The following is a 19,847-nucleotide window of genomic DNA, read 5'->3' on the forward strand; positions in this document are numbered from 1 at the left end:
TTGGAGCCGTCCAGGCTCGAAGCCAAGCGTAGATGAGATTGGCTGTACGGCTGCTGTACGAACAATCGGAGTCCCCCCGGGGTGACGGGCGCCGTCCGGAGGGGCTCCGCAGGTGGCTGTCAGTCGGTGTAGGAAAGGGCGATCTGCGCCACGGCATCCACCACCCGCTGGGCCTCGGAGCGGATCTCGTTGATCACCGTGCCGGCCTGGTTGGCCAGTTCGACGCCGCGCTGTGCGCGGCTCTGGGTGGTGGCCATGCCGGTCACGGCATCGTGCGCCAGGCTCTGGTTCTGCTGCACCACGGCCTTGATCTCCACCGTGGCCTGGCTGGTGCGGAAGGCCAGTTGGCGGACCTCGTCGGCCACCACCGCGAAGCCGCGCCCCTGGTCGCCGGCGCGAGCGGCCTCGATGGCGGCGTTGAGCGCCAGCAGGTTGGTCTGGTCGGCAATGGAGCGGATCACCTGGACGATATTGGTGATCTGCTCCGACTGCTGGTTGAGGCCTTCGATCTGCCCGGCCACGGCGGCCAGGTCGTCGGCGATCTCGGTGACCACCTGGACCGTCTCGGCGACGGTGCGGGTGCCCCGGTCGGCGGTGATGTCGGTTTCCCGGGCGATGTCCTGGGCCAGCTGCGCGGCGGCGGCTTCGGTGTCGCGCCGCAGCATCTGCGGGGTGATGTCGGTGGCGAATTTGACCACGCCGTAGGGACGTCCGGTGGAGTCGTACAGGGGGCTGTAGGTGGCGCGCAGCCAGATGGTGCTGCCGGAGCGGGTGAGCCGGCGGAAACGGTCGGAGATGTACTCGCCGTGGCGCAGGCGGTCCCAGAAGTGCTGGTAGTCGCTGCCGCTGGCTTCGTCCGGGCAGCAGAACAGGCTGTGGTGCTTGCCCTGCACCTCGTCGAGGCTGTAGCCCATCAGGCCGAGGAAGTTGGCGTTGGCGCCCACCACCCTGCCTTCGAGGTCGAATTCGATGGCCGCCATGGCGTGGTTGATGGCGTTCACGTAGCTCTCGTGGACGTGCTCGGCTTCCAGTTGGCGGGTGATGTCGGTGGCGACCTTGAGGATACGGATGGTCTGGCCGGCTTCATCCAGCACCGGCATGTAGGTGGCCTCCAGCCACACCTGGCGACCGCTGCGGGTCAGGCGCATGAAGCGGTCGCTGAAGTGCTCGCCGGCCCGCAGGCGGCGCCAGAACTCCTCGTAGGCCGGGCTGCGCACCAGTTCCGGGGTGCAGAACAGGCTGTGGTTGCGCCCCAGTACGTTGTCCAGCTGGTAGTCCACGACGCCCAGGAACGCGGCGTTGGCATCGAGGATGGTGCCGTCCGGGCTGAACTCGATCATCGCCATGGCGTTGCGGATGGCCCGCAGCTCGAGCTCTCCCAGCGATACGGGCGGCGCGGCCGGCTTCTTCCTGGCAAACCACATGGTCGGCTTCCTCTATCAGATTCGAAAGCCGCCCACGGTAGCGGAAGGCCATCGGTGCTTCCGGAGGGGCTGGCCGATGGAGGAGGGGGAATGCCTCGACGGTGCGCGTAGGACTGTTTCAGTCCCTGAAGAACACCTGCACCAGGTGATAGCCGAACTGGCTCTTCACCGGGCCGTGGATGGTGCGCACCGGCTTTTTGAAGATCACCTGGTCGATCACCCGCACCATCTGTCCGGGGCGCACTTCGCCCAGGTCGCCGCCGCGCTTGCCGGACGGGCAGATGGAGTGCTTCTTCGCCAGCACGGCGAAGTCCTCGCCCTTGGCCAGGCGCTGCTTGATCTGTTCGGCTTCCGCCTCGGTCTTGACCAGGATGTGGCGGGCAAGGGCCTTGGCCATGGGATTTCCTCTTGGTTTGTGGAGCCGTTCATTGTGCCAGCCACGGGTCGGGCCATACAGTTCGTCGCCTTCACGGCACATGCCGTGCCCACTGGCGAAATTCGCCTACCGTTACCTTGTCCCGCCCCACGGATACACGCCCCATGGATCTCCCTTCGATGCTGAAGGTCCTTGCCTCCCAGGATGGCTCGGACCTCTACCTGTCCACCGGCGCGCCGCCCTGCGCCAAGTTCAATGGCGTGCTCAAGCCGCTGAGCGCCGACCCGCTCAAGCCGGGGGACGTGGCGCGTATCGCCGAGTCGATCATGGACCCGGAGCAACGCGTCGAATTCAACCATGAGCTGGAGATGAACCTGGCGATCTCGGTGCCCAACGTGGGGCGCTTCCGCATCAACATCTTCAAGCAGCGCAACGAGGTCTCCATCGTCGCGCGCAACATCAAGCTGGACATCCCCCGCTTCGAGGACCTCAAGCTGCCCGAGGTGCTGCTCAAGGTGGTGATGGAGAAGCGCGGCCTGGTGCTCTTCGTCGGCGGCACCGGCTCCGGCAAGTCCACCTCCCTGGCGGCACTGATCGACTACCGCAACCGCAACAGCGGCGGGCACATCATCACCATCGAGGACCCGGTGGAGTATGTGCACCGGCACAAGAAATCCATCATCAACCAGCGCGAGGTGGGCGTGGACACCCGCAGCTTCCACGCCGCCCTCAAGAACACCCTGCGCCAGGCGCCGGACGTGATCCTCATCGGCGAGATCCGCGACCGCGAAACCATGGAGCACGCCCTGGCCTTCGCCGACACCGGCCACCTGGCCATTTCCACCCTGCACGCGAACAACGCCAACCAGGCGCTGGACCGCATCATCAACTTCTTCCCCGAGGAGCGCCGGCCGCAGCTGCTCAACGACCTTGGCAACAACCTCAAGGCCTTCGTCTCCCAGCGCCTGGTACGCACTTCCGATGGCAAGCGTCGCGCGGCGGTGGAGGTGCTGCTGGGCACTTCCACCATCAGCGACCTGATCAAGCGCGGTGACTTCAGCTCCATCAAGGAGATCATGGAAAAGTCCAAGGCCCTGGGCATGCAGACCTTCGACCAGGCGCTGTTCGACCTGGTGGTGGAAGGCGCCATCAGCGAGGACGAGGCGATCAAGAACGCCGACTCCGCCAACAACCTGCGCCTCAAGCTGAAGCTCTACCGCGACGGCCCGGCTCCCGCACCGACGCCCGCTCCCGCCACCGCACCCACCCCGCCGCCGACCGCGACCCGTACCCAGGACGCAGCCAGCTGGGGCCTGGAGCTGAAGCTGGAGGAGCTGCCCGAGGAAACGCCGCCGGAAGATCCGGGCAAGCATTTCTGACACCTGCGCGCGGGCAGGGCGTTCCCGTTCACTGCACCCCAGGCAGGTAGCGCTTCTGGATGCGCTGCACCCGGCCTTCGTCGCGCAGGGCCTGCATGGCGTGGGCGACGGCGTCGACCAGTTGTGGGTCGCACTGGCGCGAGCAGGCGATGTAGAGGTCGGTGGTAGCCAGGGGTGGGCTCATGTGCAGCTTGCGGTCGGTGACCTGGGGCCAGATGTAGAGCCCTTCGGTCACGCCGGTGAACCAGGCGTCGATGCGCCCCATCAGCAACAGCTGGGCGGGCTTGTCGCCCAGCACCAGGTGGCGGATCTGTTCGTCGGCGAAGCCTTCGCGGTGGAGGATGTCGCTCTGGGCGGTGCCCAGCCCCACACCGATCTGCCGGTAGCGCTGGCGCGCTTCCTCGAAGCTCTTCACCGGCTCGTCGAGGCTGAAGAACACCCGGTCCAGCGCCATGACCGGGGCCACCCAGGTGTAGAGGGCTTCGCGCTCGGGGGTGCGGGAGAGGGGAATGATCAGCAGATCGCGGCCGTCCATGACGGTTTTCTGCGCCCGGGCCCAGGGCTCGACGCGGATGCGCACCCGGTAGCCGGCGCGCTTGAGCGCGAGGAGCGCGGCGTCGCCGACGATGCCGTGGCCCTTGGCGTCCTGGACCAGGGTCAGTGGTGGTGCATCGGGCAGGTACAGGTCCACCTGGCGTGGTTGTGCCTGGAGGCCGAATGCGAGACACAGCAGGGCGATGATCCAGGGCGCTTTGGCGGGCACGTGGCAGTCCAGTCCAAGGTGGTGCAGCGATTATAGAAAAGCACCGGGAGGGTGCAGGGTGACGGCGGTCATCTCTTCCCAGCGATCAGTTCACACCCAGGTGCAGCCGGGAGAACGCCACGATGGCTTCCGCCGAGGCCAGGGGGTGGGCCTGCAGCAGCGCATGGGGGCCGTCCAGGCGGACCAGGCTGAAGGCTCGGGTGCGCTGGGCCACTGCCCGTGCGGCCCGTGCCGGCACCAACCGGTCCTGCCGGGCCTGCAGGTACAGCAGCGGAACCTGCAGTTCGCCCAGGCGCGCACGCAGGTCCACCGTGGTGACGGCGCGCAGGCGCGAGGCAATGCAGGCCGGCGGTGCCAGGGACAGGCTGTGGCGCAGGGCCGCCAGGGTCGATGCGGGCGCGTTGGCACCCAGCAGGGCGAAGCGCAGCAGCCAACCCGGCACGGCGTCGAGGGGCATCCGGCGGATCAGCGGTTCAAGAAGCGCGATGCCCGGGCGAGGGCGATGGGCGAAGCTGCAGGCCAGCACCAGAGCCCTCAGGCCGGGTGGGCGGCGCAGGGCCAGCTTCAACGCGACGGGGCCGGAGAAGGACTCACCGAGCAGGATGAAGGGCCGGTCTTTCGGCAGTTGGTGTTCTGCCCATTCGGCGAGGCTGTCGTAGTCCTGGGGCGCCACCGTCGGGTAGCCGAGCACCTGGCAGTCCAGGCGCCCGGCAAGGCCTTTGCGCAACGGTTCGAACAGCAGTCCGCTGCCGTCCAGGCCCGGCAGCAGGATCAGCAGCGGTGCGATGGCCTCAGCGTCCCTTGAAGGCACCGGGGCGGCGCTCCAGCATGGCCTGCAGGCCTTCCTGGGCGTCCTCCGAGGCCAGCAGGCGCTGGGCGACTGCCGGCAGGGCACGGGCGGCGGCGAGTTCGCCCTCGTTCACCACCTGCCGCGCGGAGGCGAGGGTGGCGCGGATGCCCAGCGGCGCCTGTGCGGCGATCCGCTCGGCCAGCCAGAGGGCGCGGGGCATCAGCTCTTCGCTGGCCAGCACCTCCTGCACCAGGCCCAGGCGCAAGGCTTCGTGGGCGTCGAATTCGTCGCCGGTGAGCAGCCAGCGCATGGCGTTGCCCCAGCCGGCCACCTGGGGCAGGCGCAGGGTGGCGCCGGCGAAGGGGAAGATGCCGCGCTGGACTTCCATCTGGGCGAAGCGGGTGTTGCTGGCGCAGAGGTTGATGTCGGCGGCGAGCATCAGTTCGATGCCGATGGTGAAGCAGTAGCCCTGCACGGCCACCAGCAGCGGCTTGCTCAGGCGCGGGCCGCCGAAGGTGCCCCAGGGGTCGACGGCGCCCTCGGGCAGTTGCCAGCCGTTGCGGAAGGTCTCGGCCACGTTGGCCAGGTCGAGGCCGGCGGTGAAGTGCTCGCCGTGGGCGAACACCAGCGCGCAGCGCGCCTCGTCGTCCCGCTCGTAGTCCCCCAGGGCCAGCACCAGGTCGTCGAGCATCGCCTGGTCGAAGGCGTTGCGCTTGGCGGGGCGGTCGAGGCCGAGCAGCAGGATGTGGCCGCGCTGTTCGCGGGTCACGCGGCCGGTTTGGGCGTGGGACATGGAGGCGGTCCTCGGAGGGAAGGGGCGGGGGCTCGGAGGATATAGCCGCTGCGTGTGGCGTTGTCCATGCGACCAGAGCCGTCTGGCGCTTTGCGTGAGAAAAACGCTGCGCGCTTGTCAGCTTTTACTGTATGATGCGCGCCGGCCCTAAACCGGGCCCCGTTCAGGAACTGCATCTTTCGGGGCATTCGCCTTCAGCTGCACCGTCCGCATCGCGGACTACCCTAGACGTAACACTCCAACCAATAAGCAACTCGCAAATTCTCTCCCAGGCTGCCAGGGTGACCCACAAGGTCTTTCGGCATATGCAGCTTTGGGTTTGGGTCTTTGCGGATGCACATGAGGCATACCCATGACCCAGGATATCGGCGGATTCGCCGCGCTCGGCCTTCACCCCAATGTTCTCGCTGCCATCGCTGCAGTGGGCTACGAAGAGCCTTCCCCCATCCAGGCCCAGTCGATTCCGGTGATCCTCGCCGGGCACGACATGATCGGCCAGGCCCAGACCGGTACCGGCAAGACTGCAGCCTTCGCGCTGCCGATCCTTTCCCGTATCGATCCGGCCAAACGTGAGCCGCAGGCGCTGATCCTGGCACCGACCCGCGAGCTCGCACTGCAAGTCGCCACCGCTTTCGAAACCTACGCCAAGCAGATGCCCGGCCTGAACGTCGTGGCCGTCTACGGCGGCGCGCCCATGGGCCCGCAGCTCAAGGCCCTGCGCCAGGGCGCCCAGGTGATCGTGGCCACCCCCGGCCGCCTGTGCGACCACCTGCGCCGTGACGAGAAGATGCTCGCCACCGTGCAGCAGATGGTGCTGGACGAAGCGGACGAGATGCTCAAGCTCGGCTTCATGGAAGACCTCGAAGTGATCTTCGAGGCCCTGCCGGAAAGCCGTCAGAGTGTGCTGTTCTCCGCCACCCTGCCGCCGTCGATCCGTTCGATCGCCGAGCGTCACCTGAAAGAGCCGCAGCACGTCAAGATCGCTGCCAAGACCCAGACCGTGGCCCGCATCGAGCAGGCCCACCTGATGGTCCACGCCGACCAGAAGGTCGGTGCCGTGCTGCGCCTGCTGGAAGTCGAGGAGTTCGACGCGCTGATCGCCTTCGTGCGCACCAAGCAGGCCACCCTGGACCTGGCCTCCGCCCTGGAAGCCAAGGGCTACAAGGCCGCTGCGCTGAACGGCGACATCGCCCAGAACCAGCGTGAGCGCGTGATCGAGTCCCTCAAGGACGGTCGCCTGGACATCGTCGTCGCCACCGACGTCGCCGCCCGCGGCATCGACGTACCGCGCATCACCCACGTGGTGAACGTGGACATGCCGTACGACCCCGAGTCCTACGTGCACCGTATCGGCCGTACCGGCCGTGCCGGTCGTGAAGGCCGTGCCCTGCTGCTGGTCACCCCGCGCGAGCGCCGCATGCTGCAGGTGATCGAGCGCGTGACCAACCAGAAGGTCGCCGAAGTCCGCCTGCCCACCGCGCCCCAGGTACTGGATGCACGGATCCGGAAGCTGACCAACAGCCTGGCCCCCCTGGTGGCCGACGCCGAGGCCAGCCATGGCGAACTGCTCGACCGCCTGATCGCCGACATCGGCTGCAGCCCGCGTGCCCTGGCCGCTGCGCTGCTGCGCAAGGCCACCAACGGCCAGTCGCTGAACCTGGCGGACGTGGAGCGCGAGCAGCCGCTGGTGCCGGGTGCTCCCCAGCCCCGCGAGCGCCGTGAGCGTGACGGTGAGCGTGGCGAGCGCGGTGAATACCGCGAGCGTCGTGCGCCGCTGCCGGTCGGCGAAGGCCGCGTGCGTTGCCGCACCGCCCTGGGGACTCGCGACGGCATCGCCGCGAAGAACCTGCTGGGCGCCATCCTCAACGAGGGTGGTCTGGCGCGCGAAGCCATCGGTCGTATCCAGATCCGCGAGACCTTCAGCCTGATCGAGCTGCCCGAAGAGGGCCTTGATCGCCTGCTGGGCAAGCTGAAGGACACCCGCGTGGCGGGCAAGTCGCTGAAGCTGCGTCGCTACCGCGAAGACTGATCCGCACTGCTGCAACGCAACGGGGGGCCATTTGGCCCCCCGTTGCGTTTCTACGTGTGCAAAAAATCAGGCGCGCTGGTGCACCGAGCGGCCGGCGGCGAAGGTTTCCTTCACGGTGCGGTCGTCGCCGAGGATGGTCAGCGCGAACAGCTTCTCCGCCAGGCTACGGGCCTGCTGCATGCGGTAGGCCATGAGCGGGGTGGCCTGGTAGTCGAGGACGACGAAGTCGGCGTCCTTGCCGGCCTGGAAGTTGCCGATGTGGTCGTCCAGGTACAGCGCGCGGGCGCCGCCCAGGGTGGCGAGGTAGAGGGACTTGAACGGGTCGAGCTTCTTGCCCTGCAGCTGCATGACCTTGTAGGCCTCGTTCAGCGACTGCAGCTGGGAGAAGCTGGTGCCGGCGCCGACATCCGTGCCCAGGCCCACGCGCACGCCATGCTGTTCCAGCTTCTGCAGGTCGAACAGGCCGCTGCCGAGGAACAGGTTGGAGGTGGGGCAGAAGGCCACGGCAGAGCCGGTTTCGGCCAGGCGCTGGCACTCCTCGTCGCACAGGTGCACGCCGTGGGCGAACACCGAGCGCTCGCCGATCAGCCGGTAGTGGTCGTAGACGTCCAGGTAGCCCTTGCGCTCGGGGAACAGCGACTTGACCCATTCGATCTCCGCCTTGTTCTCGGAGAGGTGGGTGTGCATGTACAGGCCGGGGTATTCGCCGTAGAGCTTGCCGGCCAGCTCCAGTTGCTCGGGGGTGCTGGTGGGGGCGAAGCGCGGGGTCACCGCGTAGTGCAGGCGGCCCTTGCCGTGCCAGCGCTCGATCAGCGCCTTGCTGTCGGCATAGCCGGATTCGGCGGTGTCGGTGAGGTAGTCCGGGGCGTTGCGGTCCATCAGCACCTTGCCGGCGATCATGCGCAGGTCCAGCGCCTGGGCGGCTTCGAAGAAGGCGTCCACGGAGGTGGCGTGCACGGTGCCGAACACCAGGGCGGTGGTGGTGCCGTTGCGCAGCAGCTCGCCGAGGAACAGGTCGGCCACTTCGCGGGCGTGGGCCGGGTCGGCGAAGGCGCGCTCGGTGGGGAAGGTGTAGGTGTTCAGCCAGTCCAGCAGCTGCTCGCCGTAGGAGGCGATCATGCCGGTCTGCGGGTAGTGGATGTGGGTGTCGATGAAGCCGGGGGTGATCAGCGCGTTGGGGTATTCGCGGATCTCCACGCCGTCGAGCTCGGGCAGCAGGTCGCGGGCGTGGCCGATGCGGGCGATGCGGCCATCCTCCACCAGCAGGATGCCGTCCTCGAAGTATTCGTAGGAGGCCTCGACGCCCACCTCGGCGGGGTCGGCGATGCTGTGGAGGAGGGCGGAGCGGTAGGCGGTCAAGCGGTTCATGGCAGTCTCGTCGGTCAATGCGGTACTTGAGGGCCCGCGTTTCGCGCGGGCGTGGAAAAGCGGGCGCCGGGGTGGCCGCCCGCTTTCCGTTGTGTGGTCTGGTCAGGCCTGTTCGCGGCGGGAGCTGGGCACCAGCCGGGCGACCGTTTCTCCCTTCTTCACGTCCTGGCCATTGTCCTTCTGTCCGAAGGTGGCGTTGTAGGTGGCGATGATCTCACCGGCGATGGAGATGGCAATCTCCACCGGCAGCTTGCCCTTGACCTCGGCCAGGCCCATGGGACAGCGCATGCGTTGCACGGTTTCGCTGGCGAAGCCGCGCTCGCGCAGGCGGTGCTCGAACTTGACCCGCTTGGTGCGCGAGCCGATGAGGCCGAAGTAGGCGAAGTCGTTGCGCTTGAGGATGGCGGCGGTCAGCTCCAGGTCCAACTGGTGGTTGTGGGTCATGACGATGAAGTAGCTGCCGGAGGGCAGGGCGTCGACTTCGTCGACCACCTCGTCGTTCACCACCTTCTCCACCCCGGCGGGCACCTGCTCGGGGAATTCGCTTTCCCGCGAGTCGATCCAGCGCACCTTGCACGGCAGGCTGGCGAGCAGTGGGGCCAGGGCGCGGCCGACGTGGCCGGCGCCGAACAGGGCGATCTGCGCCTGGGGCTGGTCCATCGGCTCGAACAGCAGCACGGTGGCGCCGCCGCAGCACTGGCCGAGGCTGGCGCCCAGGCTGAAGCGCTCCAGGCGGGTGTCGCGGCTGCCGCTCGCGAGCATTTCCCGGGCGATGGCCATGGCCTTGAACTCCAGGTGGCCGCCACCGATGGTTTCGTAGATGCGCTCGGCAGTGACCACCATCTTCGAGCCGGCATTGCGGGGCGTGGAGCCCCGCTCTTCGATGATGGTCACCAGCACGCTGGGTTCGCCGCGCTGCTGCAGCTCGGCAAGGGCGTTGATCCAGCTCATCGGCTCAGCCTCCAGTTGCGCAGCGGGCGGCGCGAGCGGGACAGGCGCCAGTCGTCACGCTCGCCGGGGCGAGGCGTGTCGGTGGCGGCTGCCGGCCGGGCTGGGGTGTCGTGCAGGGTCGGACTTGGGTTCATCGGTCGCCTCCCGGCTGCCCTCAGGCAGGCTCCACGTGGGCGTTGCTGGGGGCCTCGGCCTTGCGTTGCAGCGCCTTCATCTGCTCGACGCCCCAGAGCACGCGCTCGGGGGTGGCCGGTGCGTCGATCTGCGGGTGGGCCTTGTAGTCGGCGAGGCTGGCCACGGCGTCCTTGATGGCGCACCAGGCGGCGATGCCGAGCATGAAGGGTGGCTCGCCCACGGCCTTGGAGTGGAACACCGTCTGCTCGGGGTTCTTGCGGTTCTCCACCAGCTTCACCCGCAGGTCGATGGGCATGTCGGCGATGGCCGGGATCTTGTAGCTGGCCGGGCCGCTGGTCATCAGCTTGCCTTTGGCGTTCCACACCAGCTCTTCGGTGGTCAGCCAGCCCATGCCCTGGACGAAGGCCCCTTCCACCTGGCCGATGTCGATGGCCGGGTTCAGCGAGGCGCCGACGTCGTGGAGGATGTCGGTGCGCAGCATCTTGTACTCGCCGGTGAGGGTGTCCACCAGCACTTCGCAGCAGGCCATGCCGTAGGCGAAGTAGTAGAAGGGGCGGCCGGCGGCCTTGTCGCGGTCGTAGTAGATCTTCGGCGTGCGGTAGAAGCCGGTGCTGGAGAGCGAGACCTGGTTGAAGTAGGCCAGCTGGATGACCTCTTCGAAGGCGAGGTACTGGTCGCGCACGCGCACCTGGCTGTTCTTGAACTCCACGTCCTCGGGGGTGACCTTGAAGTGCCCGACGAGGAAGTCCACCAGGCGACCCTTGATGGTCTCGGCGGCGTTCTGCGCGGCCTTGCCGTTCAGGTCGGTGCCGCTGGAGGCGGCCGTCGGCGAGGTGTTGGGCACCTTGTCGGTGTTGGTGGCGGTGATCTGGATGCGCGAGATGTCCACCTGGAACACTTCGGCCACCACCTGGGCGACCTTGGTGTTGAGGCCCTGGCCCATCTCGGTGCCGCCGTGGTTCAGGTGGATGCTGCCGTCGGTATAGACGTGGATCAGCGCGCCAGCCTGGTTGAGGAAGGTGGCGGTGAAGCTGATGCCGAACTTCACTGGCGTCATCGCCAGGCCTTTCTTCAGCACCGGGCTCTGGGCGTTGAAGGCGCGGATGGCGTCGCGGCGCTGGGCGTACTCGGCGCTGGCTTCCAGCTCGGCGGTCATTTCGGCGAGCAGGTTGTGCTCGACGGTCTGGTAGTAGTGGGTGACGTTGCGCTCGTCCTTGCCGTAGTAGTTGAGCTTGCGCACCGCCAGCGGGTCCTTGCCCAGGTGGTGGGCGATGACGTCCATGATCTCTTCGATGGCGACCATCCCCTGGGGCCCGCCGAAGCCGCGGTAGGCGGTGTTGGAGGCGGTGTTGGTCTTGCAGCGCAGGCCGTTGATGGTGGCGTGTTCGAGGAAGTAGGCGTTGTCCGAGTGGAACATCGCGCGGTCGACGATGGAGCCGGAGAGGTCTGGCGAATAGCCGCAGTTGCCCGCCAGCTGCAGTTCGATGCCGGTAAGCAGGCCCTGGTCGTCGAAGCCGATGTCGTACTCGACGTAGAAGGGGTGGCGCTTGCCGGTGATGCTCATGTCTTCCATGCGCGGCAGGCGCATCTTGGTGGGCCGGCCGGTGAGGTGGGCGATCACCGCGCAGAGGCAGGCCGGGCCGGCGGCCTGGGTTTCCTTGCCGCCGAAGCCGCCGCCCATGCGGCGCATGTCGATGACGATCTTGTTCATCGGCACGCCCAGCACCTCGGCCACCAGCTTCTGCACTTCGGTGGGGTTCTGGGTGGAGGTGTAGACGATCATGCCGCCGTCTTCGCTGGGCATCACCGAGGAGATCTGCGTCTCCAGGTAGAAGTGCTCCTGCCCGCCGATGTGCAGGTGGCCCTGCAGGCGGTGCTTCGAAGCGGCCAGGGCGGTGGCGGAGTCGCCGCGCTTGTGCTGGTGCGGGTCGAGCACGTAGTGCTTCTTCCGGTAGGCATCGACCACGTCGAGCACGGGCTCCAGGTCCTCGTACTCGATGAGGGCGGCCATGGCGGCCTTGCGCGCGGTTTCCAGGCTGTCGGCAGCCACGGCGAGCACCACCTGGCCGACGTATTCCACCTTGCCGTCCGCCAGCAGCGGGTCACCGGCCACCACCGGGCCGATGTCCAGTTGCCCGGGCACGTCCTCGGCGGTGATGGCGATGGCCACGCCGGGGATTGCGTAGCAGGGGCGGGTGTCGATGCGAACGATGCGCGCGTGGGCGCGGTCGCTCATGCGGGCATAGACGTGCAGCTGGTTGGGGAACTCCAGGCGGTCGTCGACGTACACCGCTTCGCCGGTGACGTGCTTGGGCGCGCTCTCGTGCTTGACGCTCTTGCCGACGCCGGTGGCGATGTCGGCACGGAACAGCGCCGCCAGTTCTTCCTGGGTCTTGAAGTGGTGCTTAGACATAGGCGGTCACCCGGGTTTCGACGGCTGGGGATTGCTGTTCGAGGAAGCACTTGCGCAGCAGGTTCTGGGCCGCCAGCAGGCGGTATTCCTTGCTGGCGCGGAAGTCGGTGAGGGGGCTGAAGTCCTGGGCCAGGGCTTCACAGGCGCGCTCGACGGTGCCCGGGTACCAGGCGGAGCCGACCAGGGCCTGCTCGCAGGCGCTGGCGCGCTTGGGGATGCCGGCCATGCCGCCGAAGGCTACGCGGGCACGGCGCACCACGCCGTCCTCGATCACCAGGTTGAAGGCGGCGCAGACGGCAGAGATATCGTCGTCCAGGCGCTTGGAGACCTTGTAGGCGCGGAACACCTGGTTCTTGCGGGCGCGGGGCACACGCACCTTCTCGATGAACTCGGACTCCTGGCGGGCGGTGACCTTGTAGTCCAGGAAGTATTCGTCCAGCGGCAGGGTGCGGGTCTGGTTGCCCTTGCGCAGGACGATCTCGGCGCCGAGGGCGATCAGCAGCGGCGGCGCGTCGCCGATGGGCGAGGCGTTGCCGATGTTGCCGCCGAGGGTGCCCTGGTTGCGGATCTGCAGGGAGGCGAAGCGGTGCAGCAGTTCGCCGAAATCCGGGTACTCGCGGGACAGGGTCTCGTAGCAGTCGGACAGCGGGGTGGCGGCGCCGATCTCGATGAAGTCGGCATCCGTCTCGATGCGCTTCATGGCGTCGATGTGGCCGACGTAGATCATCACCGGCAGCTCGCGGTGGAACTGGGTGACTTCCAGGGCCAGGTCGGTGCCGCCGGCTAGCAGGCGGGCCTGCGGGTTGGAGACGTAGAGTTCGGCCAGGTCGCCGATGGTCAGCGGCACCAGGCAGCGCTTGTCGCCGCTGTTCAGCTCGGCGGTGTCGCGCGGGGCAATCGCCTTGAGCTGGGCGAGGGTCTCGGCTTCGGCGGCGTCGAACTGGTCGGGCTGCGCCTGGCAGCAGGCCTGCTCGGCGGCATCGAGGATCGGGCGGTAGCCGGTGCAGCGGCACAGGTTGCCGGCCAGGGCTTCCAGGGTCTGTGCCTTGTCGTAGCCGGTGCTGCCGGAGGCGGCCCGGCTCTTCTGCAGGGCGAACAGCGACATGACGAAGCCGGGTGTGCAGAAGCCGCACTGGGAGCCATGGCAGTCCACCATGGCCTGCTGGACGCTGTGCAGCTGGCCCTTGTGCTTGAGGTCTTCGACGGTGATGAGCTGCTTGCCGTGCAGCGAGGAGACGAACGTCAGGCAGGCATTGAGGGTGCGGTAGCGGATGCGGTCGTCGACCACCTCGCCCACCACCACGGTGCAGGCGCCGCAATCACCGGAGGCGCAGCCCTCCTTGGTTCCTGTCTTGCCCAGGTGCTCACGCAAGTAGTTCAGCACCGTGACGTTGGGGTCGAGCGCATGTTCGGTGCGCAGCTCCCGGTTGAGTAGAAACTGGATCAAGGAAGACCTCCAGGCACTTTATTGTTGTTTACGAGGGCTCGTATGGCCGCGAATTTAGAGTCCGTTGACTTTTCGGTCAATATTTTTCTGACCTGAAAGTCAGAAAATCATACGGGCTGCGCTGCAAGTGCCGTGCCGTGACGCTGGAACAAGGGTAGACCGGAATGCAAACGCCCCGCTCTGGGGCGGGGCGCTTGGGTGCGACGAGGGGGTAAGGGCGGGGTCAGGCGACCTGTTGCTGGTCGGTCAGCTGGTGTTCTTCACCGGCGTAATAGGCGCGCACCCGCTTGTCCATCACGGCGCGCCACAGCGGCGGGAACAGCGCCAGGACGATCATCCCGGCATAGCCGTTGGGCAACTGCGGGCTGTCGTCGAAATGGCGCAGCACCTGGTAGCGGCGCTTGGCGTAGGCGTGGTGGTCCGAATGGCGCTGCAGGTGGAAGAGGAACAGGTTGGTGAGCAGGAAGTTGCTGTTCCAGGAATGCGCCGGACTGGTGCGTTCATAGCGGCCGTTGTCCAGTTTGCGGCGGTGCAGACCGTAGTGCTCCACGTAGTTGACGATCTCCAGCAGGGTGAAGGCCATCGCCGCCTGCACCAGGAAGAACACCCCGCCCAGCCAGCCCAGGGCGAGGGTGAAACCCACCAGCATCGCGGCGCTCAGGGCGTACCACCACACCAGCTCGTTGCGCCAGTGCAGCGCCGGCAGCCCCTTGCGCTTGAGGCGCTGGGCCTCCAGGTTCCAGGCGTTGAGGAAGTTGTGCTTATAGGCGTGGGGCAGGAACTGGTAGAGGCTCTGGCCGAAGCGGGCGGAGGAGGCATCCTCCGGGGTGGAGACGTTCACGTGGTGGCCGCGCACGTGCTCCACCTTGAAGCCGGCGTAGCACACCGCCGCCAGCAGGATGCCGCCGGCGCTCTGCTCCAGCAGCGGGTCCTTGTGGATCAGTTCGTGGGAGACGGTGATGCCGATGGCGCCCATCACCGTGCCCACCGAGAGCACCCAGCCGAGCTTGCCCACCCAGTTCCAGTCCGGGTGGTGGACGAACACCCAGCCGCTCCAGGCCAGCATCAGCAGCAGCAGCGGCAGGGTCATCAGGCTGAGGAAGCGGTAGTAGCCCTGGCCCTCCATGAACGGCACGTCGTCCGACTCGTCGGGGTTGGCCGGATCGCGGCCGACGATGAAGTCGAGGAACGGAATCACCCCGAAGACGATGGTGATCACCAGCCAGGGCCAGGCATTGGGGTGGTCGCTGCCCAGCGACCAGTAGTAGCTCATGGGAATGCCGGCCACCGGGATCAGCCAGATCCAGTAGCCGACCTTCTTCAGGGCGATCATCCAGTTGGAGGGCAGGCGTTCGAACATGGTGGGCTCCGTCCGTGCAGGTGGGTGGGTTATTCCAGGATTGTCAGACAATCCTGCGCCCCAACCCGGTGCAGGGCGACCGACCTTTAGGTCTGAATGCCCGCCGTCTGTCACCTTCGACGGGTAACACCCTGTGTTACACTTCGCCCCCTGCCGCGTCCTGCGCAGATCCCTCGTGCATGATCCCTTCCGACCAGCCTGCTGCGCCGGACCCCGAGGGCGCCTGATCGACCCCCACAGCCAAGACCGAAGGAAAACCATGACGTTCAAGGCACCGGACAGCCTCGCCGAACAGATCGCCCACCACCTCGCCGAACGCATCATCCGAGGGGACCTGAAGGCCCGCGAACGCATCCAGGAGCAGAAGGTCACCCAGGCCCTCAACGTCAGCCGCGGGTCGGTGCGCGAAGCGCTGCTGATCCTCCAGCGCCGCCACCTGATCACCATCCTCCCGCACCGTGGCGCCCAGGTGTCCGAGCTCACCCCGCACCATGTGCAGAGCCTCTACGCACTGATGATGGAGATGTACATCCTGCTGGGCTGTGCCGTTGCCCAGCGCTGGAAGAGCGAAGAGGACCTCGCGCCTTTCCAGGCCATCCAGCAGCGCCTGGAACAGAACCTGCAGGACCACGACATCAGCGGCTTCGTCGATTCCAGCTTCAGCATCATGCGCGCGGCCTATGCCTTCGCCGACAACCCCTACCTGGAGGAGACGGTGGAGAACCTGCTGCCGGCCATCAGCCGCACCTACCACCTGGCGCTGGAGCAGCGCAAAGGCGAGATGGCGCAGTTCATGGCCGCCTTCGCCGAGCTGCTCAAGGCGGTGATCGGCCGCGACCTGGCGCGCATCCGCGACGTGCTGGTGGGCTACGGCCAGCACAACTGCCAGCTGGTGCTCGCCGCCCTGGCCGGCCACTGACGCCACTGACCGGGAGAGGCGCCCATGCGGCTCAAGTGCATCAAGCTGGCCGGGTTCAAGTCCTTCGTCGACCCCACCACGGTCAACTTCCCCAGCAACATGTCGGCGGTGGTGGGCCCCAACGGCTGCGGCAAGTCCAACATCATCGACGCCGTGCGCTGGGTGATGGGCGAGAGCTCGGCCAAGAACCTGCGCGGCGAGTCGATGACCGACGTCATCTTCAACGGCTCCAACACCCGCAAGCCGGTGGCCCAGGCCAGCATCGAGCTGATCTTCGACAACTCGGACAACTCCCTGGTGGGCGAGTACGCCGCCTTCGCCGAGATTTCCATTCGCCGCCGCGTCAGCCGTGACGGCCAGAACACCTACTTCCTCAACGGCACCAAGTGCCGCCGCCGGGACATCACCGACATCTTCCTCGGCACCGGCCTGGGGCCGCGCAGCTACTCCATCATCGAGCAGGGGATGATCTCCAAGCTCATTGAGGCCAAGCCCGAGGACCTGCGCAATTTCATCGAGGAAGCCGCCGGCATCTCCAAGTACAAGGAGCGCCGCCGCGAGACCGAGAACCGCATCCGCCGCACCCACGAGAACCTGGCGCGCCTGACCGACCTGCGCGAAGAGCTGGAGCGCCAGCTCGACCGCCTGCACCGGCAGGCCCAGGCGGCGGAGAAATACCAGGAGTACAAGGCCGAGGAGCGCCAGCTCAAGGCCCAGCTGTCCGCCCTCAAGTGGCAGGCGCTGAACGAGCAGGTGGGCCAGCGCGAGGGTGTGATCGGCAGCCAGGAGGTGGCCTTCGAGGCACTGGTGGCCGAGCAGCGCAACGCCGATGCTGCCATCGAGCGCCTGCGGGACGGCCACCACGAGCTGTCCGAGCGCTTCAACCTGGTGCAGGGCCGCTTCTACTCCGTGGGGGGTGACATCGCCCGGGTCGAGCAGAGCATCCAGCACGGCCAGCAGCGCCAGCGGCAACTGCAGGACGACCTGCGTGACGCCGAGCGCGCCCGCCAGGAGACCGAGTCCCACCTGGGGCATGACCGCACCCTGCTGGCGACCCTCGGCGAAGAGATGGACATGCTCATCCCCGAGCAGGAACTCAGCGCCGCCGCCGCCGAAGAGGCCAGTGCCCAGCTGGAAGAGGCCGAGGCCGGCATGCAGGGCTGGCAGGAGCGCTGGGACGGCTTCAACCAGCGCAGCGCCGAGCCCAGGCGCCAGGCCGAAGTGCAGCAAGCGCGCATCCAGCAGCTGGAACAGAGCCTCGAACGCGTGCTGGAACGCGAGCGTCGCCTGGCGGATGAGCGTACCCAGCTGGCAGCCGACCCCGAGAGCGCGGCCATCCTCGAATTGAATGAACAGGCCGCCGCTGGCGAGCTGGAGCTGGAAACCCTGCAGGCCGCCGAAGAGGCCCTGGTGGAGCGCCTGGAGCAGCTGCGTGATGAGCTGCAGCGCGCCAGCCAGGCCCAGCAGCAGGCCCAGGGCGAGCTGCAGCGCCTCAACGGCCGCATCGCCTCGCTGGAAGCCCTGCAGCAGGCCGCCCTCGACCCCGGCGCCGGCACGGCGGAATGGCTGCGTGAGCATGGGCTCGACCAGCGCCCGCGCCTGGCTGAAGGCCTGCGGGTGGAGGCGGGCTGGGAACTGGCGGTGGAGACCGTCCTCGGGGCGGACCTGCAGGCCGTGCAACTGGATGACTTCCAGGGGCTCGACCTGGCGGGCTTCAGCCAAGGCGACCTGCGCCTGGTGGCCGCCAGCCAAGGCAGTGCACGAATCGCCGGCAGCCTGCTGGACAAGGTGGAGTCACGGCTCGACCTGGCCCCTTGGCTCGGCCGTGTGCGCCCGGTGGAGAGCCTGGACGAGGCCCTGGCCGGCCGCGCCGCGCTGGCCGCCGACGAAAGCCTGATCAGCCGCGATGGCTACTGGGTCGGGCGCAACTTCCTCCGTGTCCGTCGCGCCAGCGAAGCGGAAAGCGGCCTGCTGGCCCGTGGCCAGGAGCTGGAGCGCCTGCACGCCGAGCGTGACGAGCGCGAAGCCACCCTGGAGCGCCTCGACGAGGCCCTGCAAACCCTGCGGGACCAGCAGCGCCAGCAGGAAGAAACCCGTGAACAACAACGCCGCCAGGTGCAGGACGAGGCGCGTCGCCTGTCCGAGGTGAAGGCCCGCCTGTCCGCCCAGCAGGCGCGGGTCGAGCAGCTCAACCTGCGTCGCCAGCGCCTGGAAGCGGAGCTGGCCGAACTCGATGAGCAGCGCGCCCTGGAGCATGAGCAGCTGGGCGAAGCCCGCCTGGTGCTGCAGGATGCCCTGGACGCCATGGCCACCGACACCGAGCAGCGCGAACGCCTGCTGGCCGAGCGCGATGACCTGCGCGAACGCCTCGACCGCATCCGCCAGGAGGCACGCCAGCACAAGGACCAGGCCCACCAGTTGGCCGTGCGCCTGGGCTCCCTGCGGGCCCAGCACGACTCGACACGCCAGGCCCTGGAGCGCCTCAGCCAGCAGTTCGAACGCCTCGAAGAGCGTCGCGAGCAGCTCAGCCTCAACCTGGAGGAGGGCGCCGCCCCGCTGGAAGAGCTGCGCATGAAGCTGGAAGAGCTGCTGGAACGGCGCATGGCGGTGGAAGACGAACTCAAGCTCGCTCGGCTCGCCCTCGAGGATGCCGACCGCGAACTGCGCGACGCCGAGAAGCGCCGCACCCAGGCCGAGCAGCAGTCGCAACTGCTGCGCGGCCAGCTGGAACAGCAACGCATGGAGTGGCAGGCCCTGACCGTGCGCCGCAAGGCGCTGCAGGACCAGTTGCTGGAAGACGGCTACGACCTGCACGGCGTACTCGCCACGCTGCCCGAGGGCGCCAGCGAGCCCGCCTGGGACGAGGAGCTGGAGCGACTGGCCGCGCGCATCCAGCGCCTGGGTCCGATCAACCTGGCGGCCATCGACGAATACCAGCAGCAGTCCGAGCGCAAACGCTACCTGGACGCACAGAACGATGACCTGGTGGAGGCGCTGGACACGCTGGAGAACGTCATTCGCAAGATCGACAAGGAGACCCGCAACCGCTTCAAGGAAACCTTCGACCAGATCAACGCCGGCCTCCAGGCGCTGTTCCCGAAGGTCTTCGGGGGTGGCCACGCCTACCTGGAGCTGACCGGCGAAGACCTGCTGGACACCGGGGTCGCCATCATGGCGCGCCCGCCAGGCAAGAAGAACAGCACCATCCACCTGCTGTCCGGTGGCGAGAAGGCCCTTACCGCGCTGGCGCTGGTGTTCGCCATCTTCCAGCTCAACCCCGCGCCTTTCTGCATGCTCGACGAGGTGGATGCGCCGCTGGACGACGCGAACGTCGGCCGTTATGCACGATTGGTCAAGGAAATGTCGGAGAAGGTCCAGTTCATCTATATCACCCACAACAAGATCGCCATGGAGATGGCCGACCAGTTGATGGGCGTGACCATGCACGAGCCGGGATGCTCACGGTTGGTCGCCGTGGATGTCGAGGAGGCGCTTTCCCTCGTAGAGGCCTGACACGCCCGGCCGGCAATGCCGCCCGGGTTGCCCTGCAGGCCTCGTGATCAGAGGTTTCTCTGCTGGGCTGGCCGTGCTAGCTTAATGCCCAATTTTTTTGACACGTGGAAAACGCCATTGGGAACATGGAGTTGGGCGCCACGTTTTCAGAGGACCGGATGTCCTTTCTTCATCACTATCAGAATAT

At 67.3% G+C, this 19,847-nt stretch carries 15 protein-coding genes; 4 read left to right on the plus strand and 11 right to left on the minus strand.

The features are described 5' to 3' along the window. Positions 1-119: 119 nt before the first annotated feature. Together PotMrB4_RS28370 and PotMrB4_RS09990 are read right to left on the minus strand one after the other, a co-directional pair. Positions 120-1,424 carry a methyl-accepting chemotaxis protein gene (locus tag PotMrB4_RS28370; RefSeq protein ID WP_044409045.1) on the minus strand — a complete coding sequence of 435 codons (1,305 nt, stop codon included), beginning with the start codon at positions 1,422-1,424 and terminating at the stop codon, positions 120-122. A 118-nt stretch (positions 1,425-1,542) separates the two neighbouring features. Next, on the minus strand, positions 1,543-1,821 hold the full coding sequence (locus PotMrB4_RS09990) for a peptidylprolyl isomerase (RefSeq protein ID WP_044409048.1): 279 nt from the start codon (positions 1,819-1,821) through the stop codon (positions 1,543-1,545). A 143-nt stretch (positions 1,822-1,964) separates the two neighbouring features. Here PotMrB4_RS09990 and PotMrB4_RS09995 point away from each other — a divergent pair, with 143 nt between their 5' ends. Next, on the plus strand, positions 1,965-3,179 hold the full coding sequence (locus PotMrB4_RS09995) for a PilT/PilU family type 4a pilus ATPase (protein WP_172433143.1): 1,215 nt from the start codon (positions 1,965-1,967) through the stop codon (positions 3,177-3,179). Positions 3,180-3,207: 28 nt separating this feature from the next. On the opposite strand, the gene PotMrB4_RS10000 is transcribed toward PotMrB4_RS09995, so the two are convergent. The 3 genes from PotMrB4_RS10000 to PotMrB4_RS10010 all read right to left on the minus strand — a co-directional run bounded on the left by PotMrB4_RS10000 (position 3,208) and on the right by PotMrB4_RS10010 (position 5,525). Beyond that, positions 3,208-3,942: a substrate-binding periplasmic protein gene (locus PotMrB4_RS10000; protein WP_232060816.1), complete on the minus strand. Its 735-nt coding sequence runs from the start codon at positions 3,940-3,942 to the stop codon at positions 3,208-3,210. Positions 3,943-4,027: 85 nt separating this feature from the next. Next, positions 4,028-4,753: an alpha/beta fold hydrolase gene (locus tag PotMrB4_RS10005; protein WP_172433144.1), complete on the minus strand. Its 726-nt coding sequence runs from the start codon at positions 4,751-4,753 to the stop codon at positions 4,028-4,030. After that, a complete protein-coding gene (locus PotMrB4_RS10010; protein WP_044409054.1) occupies positions 4,734-5,525 on the minus strand; it encodes a crotonase/enoyl-CoA hydratase family protein in 792 nt (263 codons plus the stop codon). The genes PotMrB4_RS10005 and PotMrB4_RS10010 overlap by 20 nt, the downstream gene beginning before the upstream one ends. A gap of 352 nt (positions 5,526-5,877) precedes the next feature. Here PotMrB4_RS10010 and PotMrB4_RS10015 point away from each other — a divergent pair, with 352 nt between their 5' ends. Next, positions 5,878-7,554, plus strand: coding sequence for a DEAD/DEAH box helicase (locus PotMrB4_RS10015; RefSeq protein ID WP_044409057.1), 1,677 nt, complete (start codon positions 5,878-5,880; stop codon positions 7,552-7,554). Positions 7,555-7,620: 66 nt separating this feature from the next. Here the strand turns inward: PotMrB4_RS10015 and guaD are convergent, their stop codons facing one another. The 6 genes from guaD to PotMrB4_RS10045 form a co-directional block, all read right to left on the minus strand. Then, on the minus strand, positions 7,621-8,922 hold the full coding sequence (gene guaD / locus PotMrB4_RS10020; RefSeq protein ID WP_172433145.1) for a guanine deaminase: 1,302 nt from the start codon (positions 8,920-8,922) through the stop codon (positions 7,621-7,623). A 102-nt stretch (positions 8,923-9,024) separates the two neighbouring features. Continuing rightward, the gene (gene xdhC, locus PotMrB4_RS10025; RefSeq protein WP_069562554.1) at positions 9,025-9,873 is read right to left on the minus strand and encodes a xanthine dehydrogenase accessory protein XdhC; all 849 of its coding nucleotides are present in this window, start codon (positions 9,871-9,873) and stop codon (positions 9,025-9,027) included. Then, on the minus strand, positions 9,870-10,007 hold the full coding sequence (locus PotMrB4_RS10030) for a hypothetical protein (protein ID WP_172433146.1): 138 nt from the start codon (positions 10,005-10,007) through the stop codon (positions 9,870-9,872). Before PotMrB4_RS10030 ends, xdhC begins: the two co-directional genes overlap by 4 nt. Positions 10,008-10,027: 20 nt before the next feature. Beyond that, entirely contained in the window at positions 10,028-12,421 is a 2,394-nt protein-coding gene (gene xdhB / locus PotMrB4_RS10035) for a xanthine dehydrogenase molybdopterin binding subunit (RefSeq protein WP_172433147.1), read from the minus strand. Beyond that, positions 12,414-13,868, minus strand: coding sequence for a xanthine dehydrogenase small subunit (xdhA, locus tag PotMrB4_RS10040; protein WP_044409069.1), 1,455 nt, complete (start codon positions 13,866-13,868; stop codon positions 12,414-12,416). Before xdhA ends, xdhB begins: the two co-directional genes overlap by 8 nt. A 223-nt stretch (positions 13,869-14,091) precedes the next feature. After that, positions 14,092-15,228, minus strand: coding sequence for an alkane 1-monooxygenase (locus tag PotMrB4_RS10045; protein ID WP_044412809.1), 1,137 nt, complete (start codon positions 15,226-15,228; stop codon positions 14,092-14,094). 259 nt (positions 15,229-15,487) lie between these two features. Here PotMrB4_RS10045 and PotMrB4_RS10050 point away from each other — a divergent pair, with 259 nt between their 5' ends. Then, positions 15,488-16,147 carry a GntR family transcriptional regulator gene (locus PotMrB4_RS10050; protein ID WP_172433148.1) on the plus strand — a complete coding sequence of 220 codons (660 nt, stop codon included), beginning with the start codon at positions 15,488-15,490 and terminating at the stop codon, positions 16,145-16,147. Positions 16,148-16,171: 24 nt separating this feature from the next. Continuing rightward, on the plus strand, positions 16,172-19,660 hold the full coding sequence (gene smc / locus PotMrB4_RS10055) for a chromosome segregation protein SMC (RefSeq protein ID WP_172433149.1): 3,489 nt from the start codon (positions 16,172-16,174) through the stop codon (positions 19,658-19,660). Positions 19,661-19,847: the final 187 nt, after the last annotated feature.

The organism is Metapseudomonas otitidis, from assembly GCF_011397855.1.
Taxonomy (GTDB): Bacteria; Pseudomonadota; Gammaproteobacteria; order Pseudomonadales; family Pseudomonadaceae; genus Metapseudomonas; species Metapseudomonas otitidis.

Excerpts from the sequence above, each read along its gene's own strand:
- PotMrB4_RS28370 (WP_044409045.1), bottom strand. The coding sequence starts at position 1,424 with ATGTGGTTTGCCAGGAAGAAGCCGGCCGCGCCGCCCGTATCGCTGGGA.
- PotMrB4_RS09990 (WP_044409048.1), bottom strand. The coding sequence starts at position 1,821 with ATGGCCAAGGCCCTTGCCCGCCACATCCTGGTCAAGACCGAGGCGGAA.
- PotMrB4_RS09995 (WP_172433143.1), top strand. The coding sequence starts at position 1,965 with ATGGATCTCCCTTCGATGCTGAAGGTCCTTGCCTCCCAGGATGGCTCG.
- PotMrB4_RS10010 (WP_044409054.1), bottom strand. The coding sequence starts at position 5,525 with ATGTCCCACGCCCAAACCGGCCGCGTGACCCGCGAACAGCGCGGCCAC.
- PotMrB4_RS10015 (WP_044409057.1), top strand. The coding sequence starts at position 5,878 with ATGACCCAGGATATCGGCGGATTCGCCGCGCTCGGCCTTCACCCCAAT.
- guaD (WP_172433145.1), bottom strand. The coding sequence starts at position 8,922 with ATGAACCGCTTGACCGCCTACCGCTCCGCCCTCCTCCACAGCATCGCC.
- xdhC (WP_069562554.1), bottom strand. The coding sequence starts at position 9,873 with ATGAGCTGGATCAACGCCCTTGCCGAGCTGCAGCAGCGCGGCGAACCC.
- PotMrB4_RS10030 (WP_172433146.1), bottom strand. The coding sequence starts at position 10,007 with ATGAACCCAAGTCCGACCCTGCACGACACCCCAGCCCGGCCGGCAGCC.
- xdhB (WP_172433147.1), bottom strand. The coding sequence starts at position 12,421 with ATGTCTAAGCACCACTTCAAGACCCAGGAAGAACTGGCGGCGCTGTTC.
- PotMrB4_RS10045 (WP_044412809.1), bottom strand. The coding sequence starts at position 15,228 with ATGTTCGAACGCCTGCCCTCCAACTGGATGATCGCCCTGAAGAAGGTC.
- PotMrB4_RS10050 (WP_172433148.1), top strand. The coding sequence starts at position 15,488 with ATGACGTTCAAGGCACCGGACAGCCTCGCCGAACAGATCGCCCACCAC.
- smc (WP_172433149.1), top strand. The coding sequence starts at position 16,172 with ATGCGGCTCAAGTGCATCAAGCTGGCCGGGTTCAAGTCCTTCGTCGAC.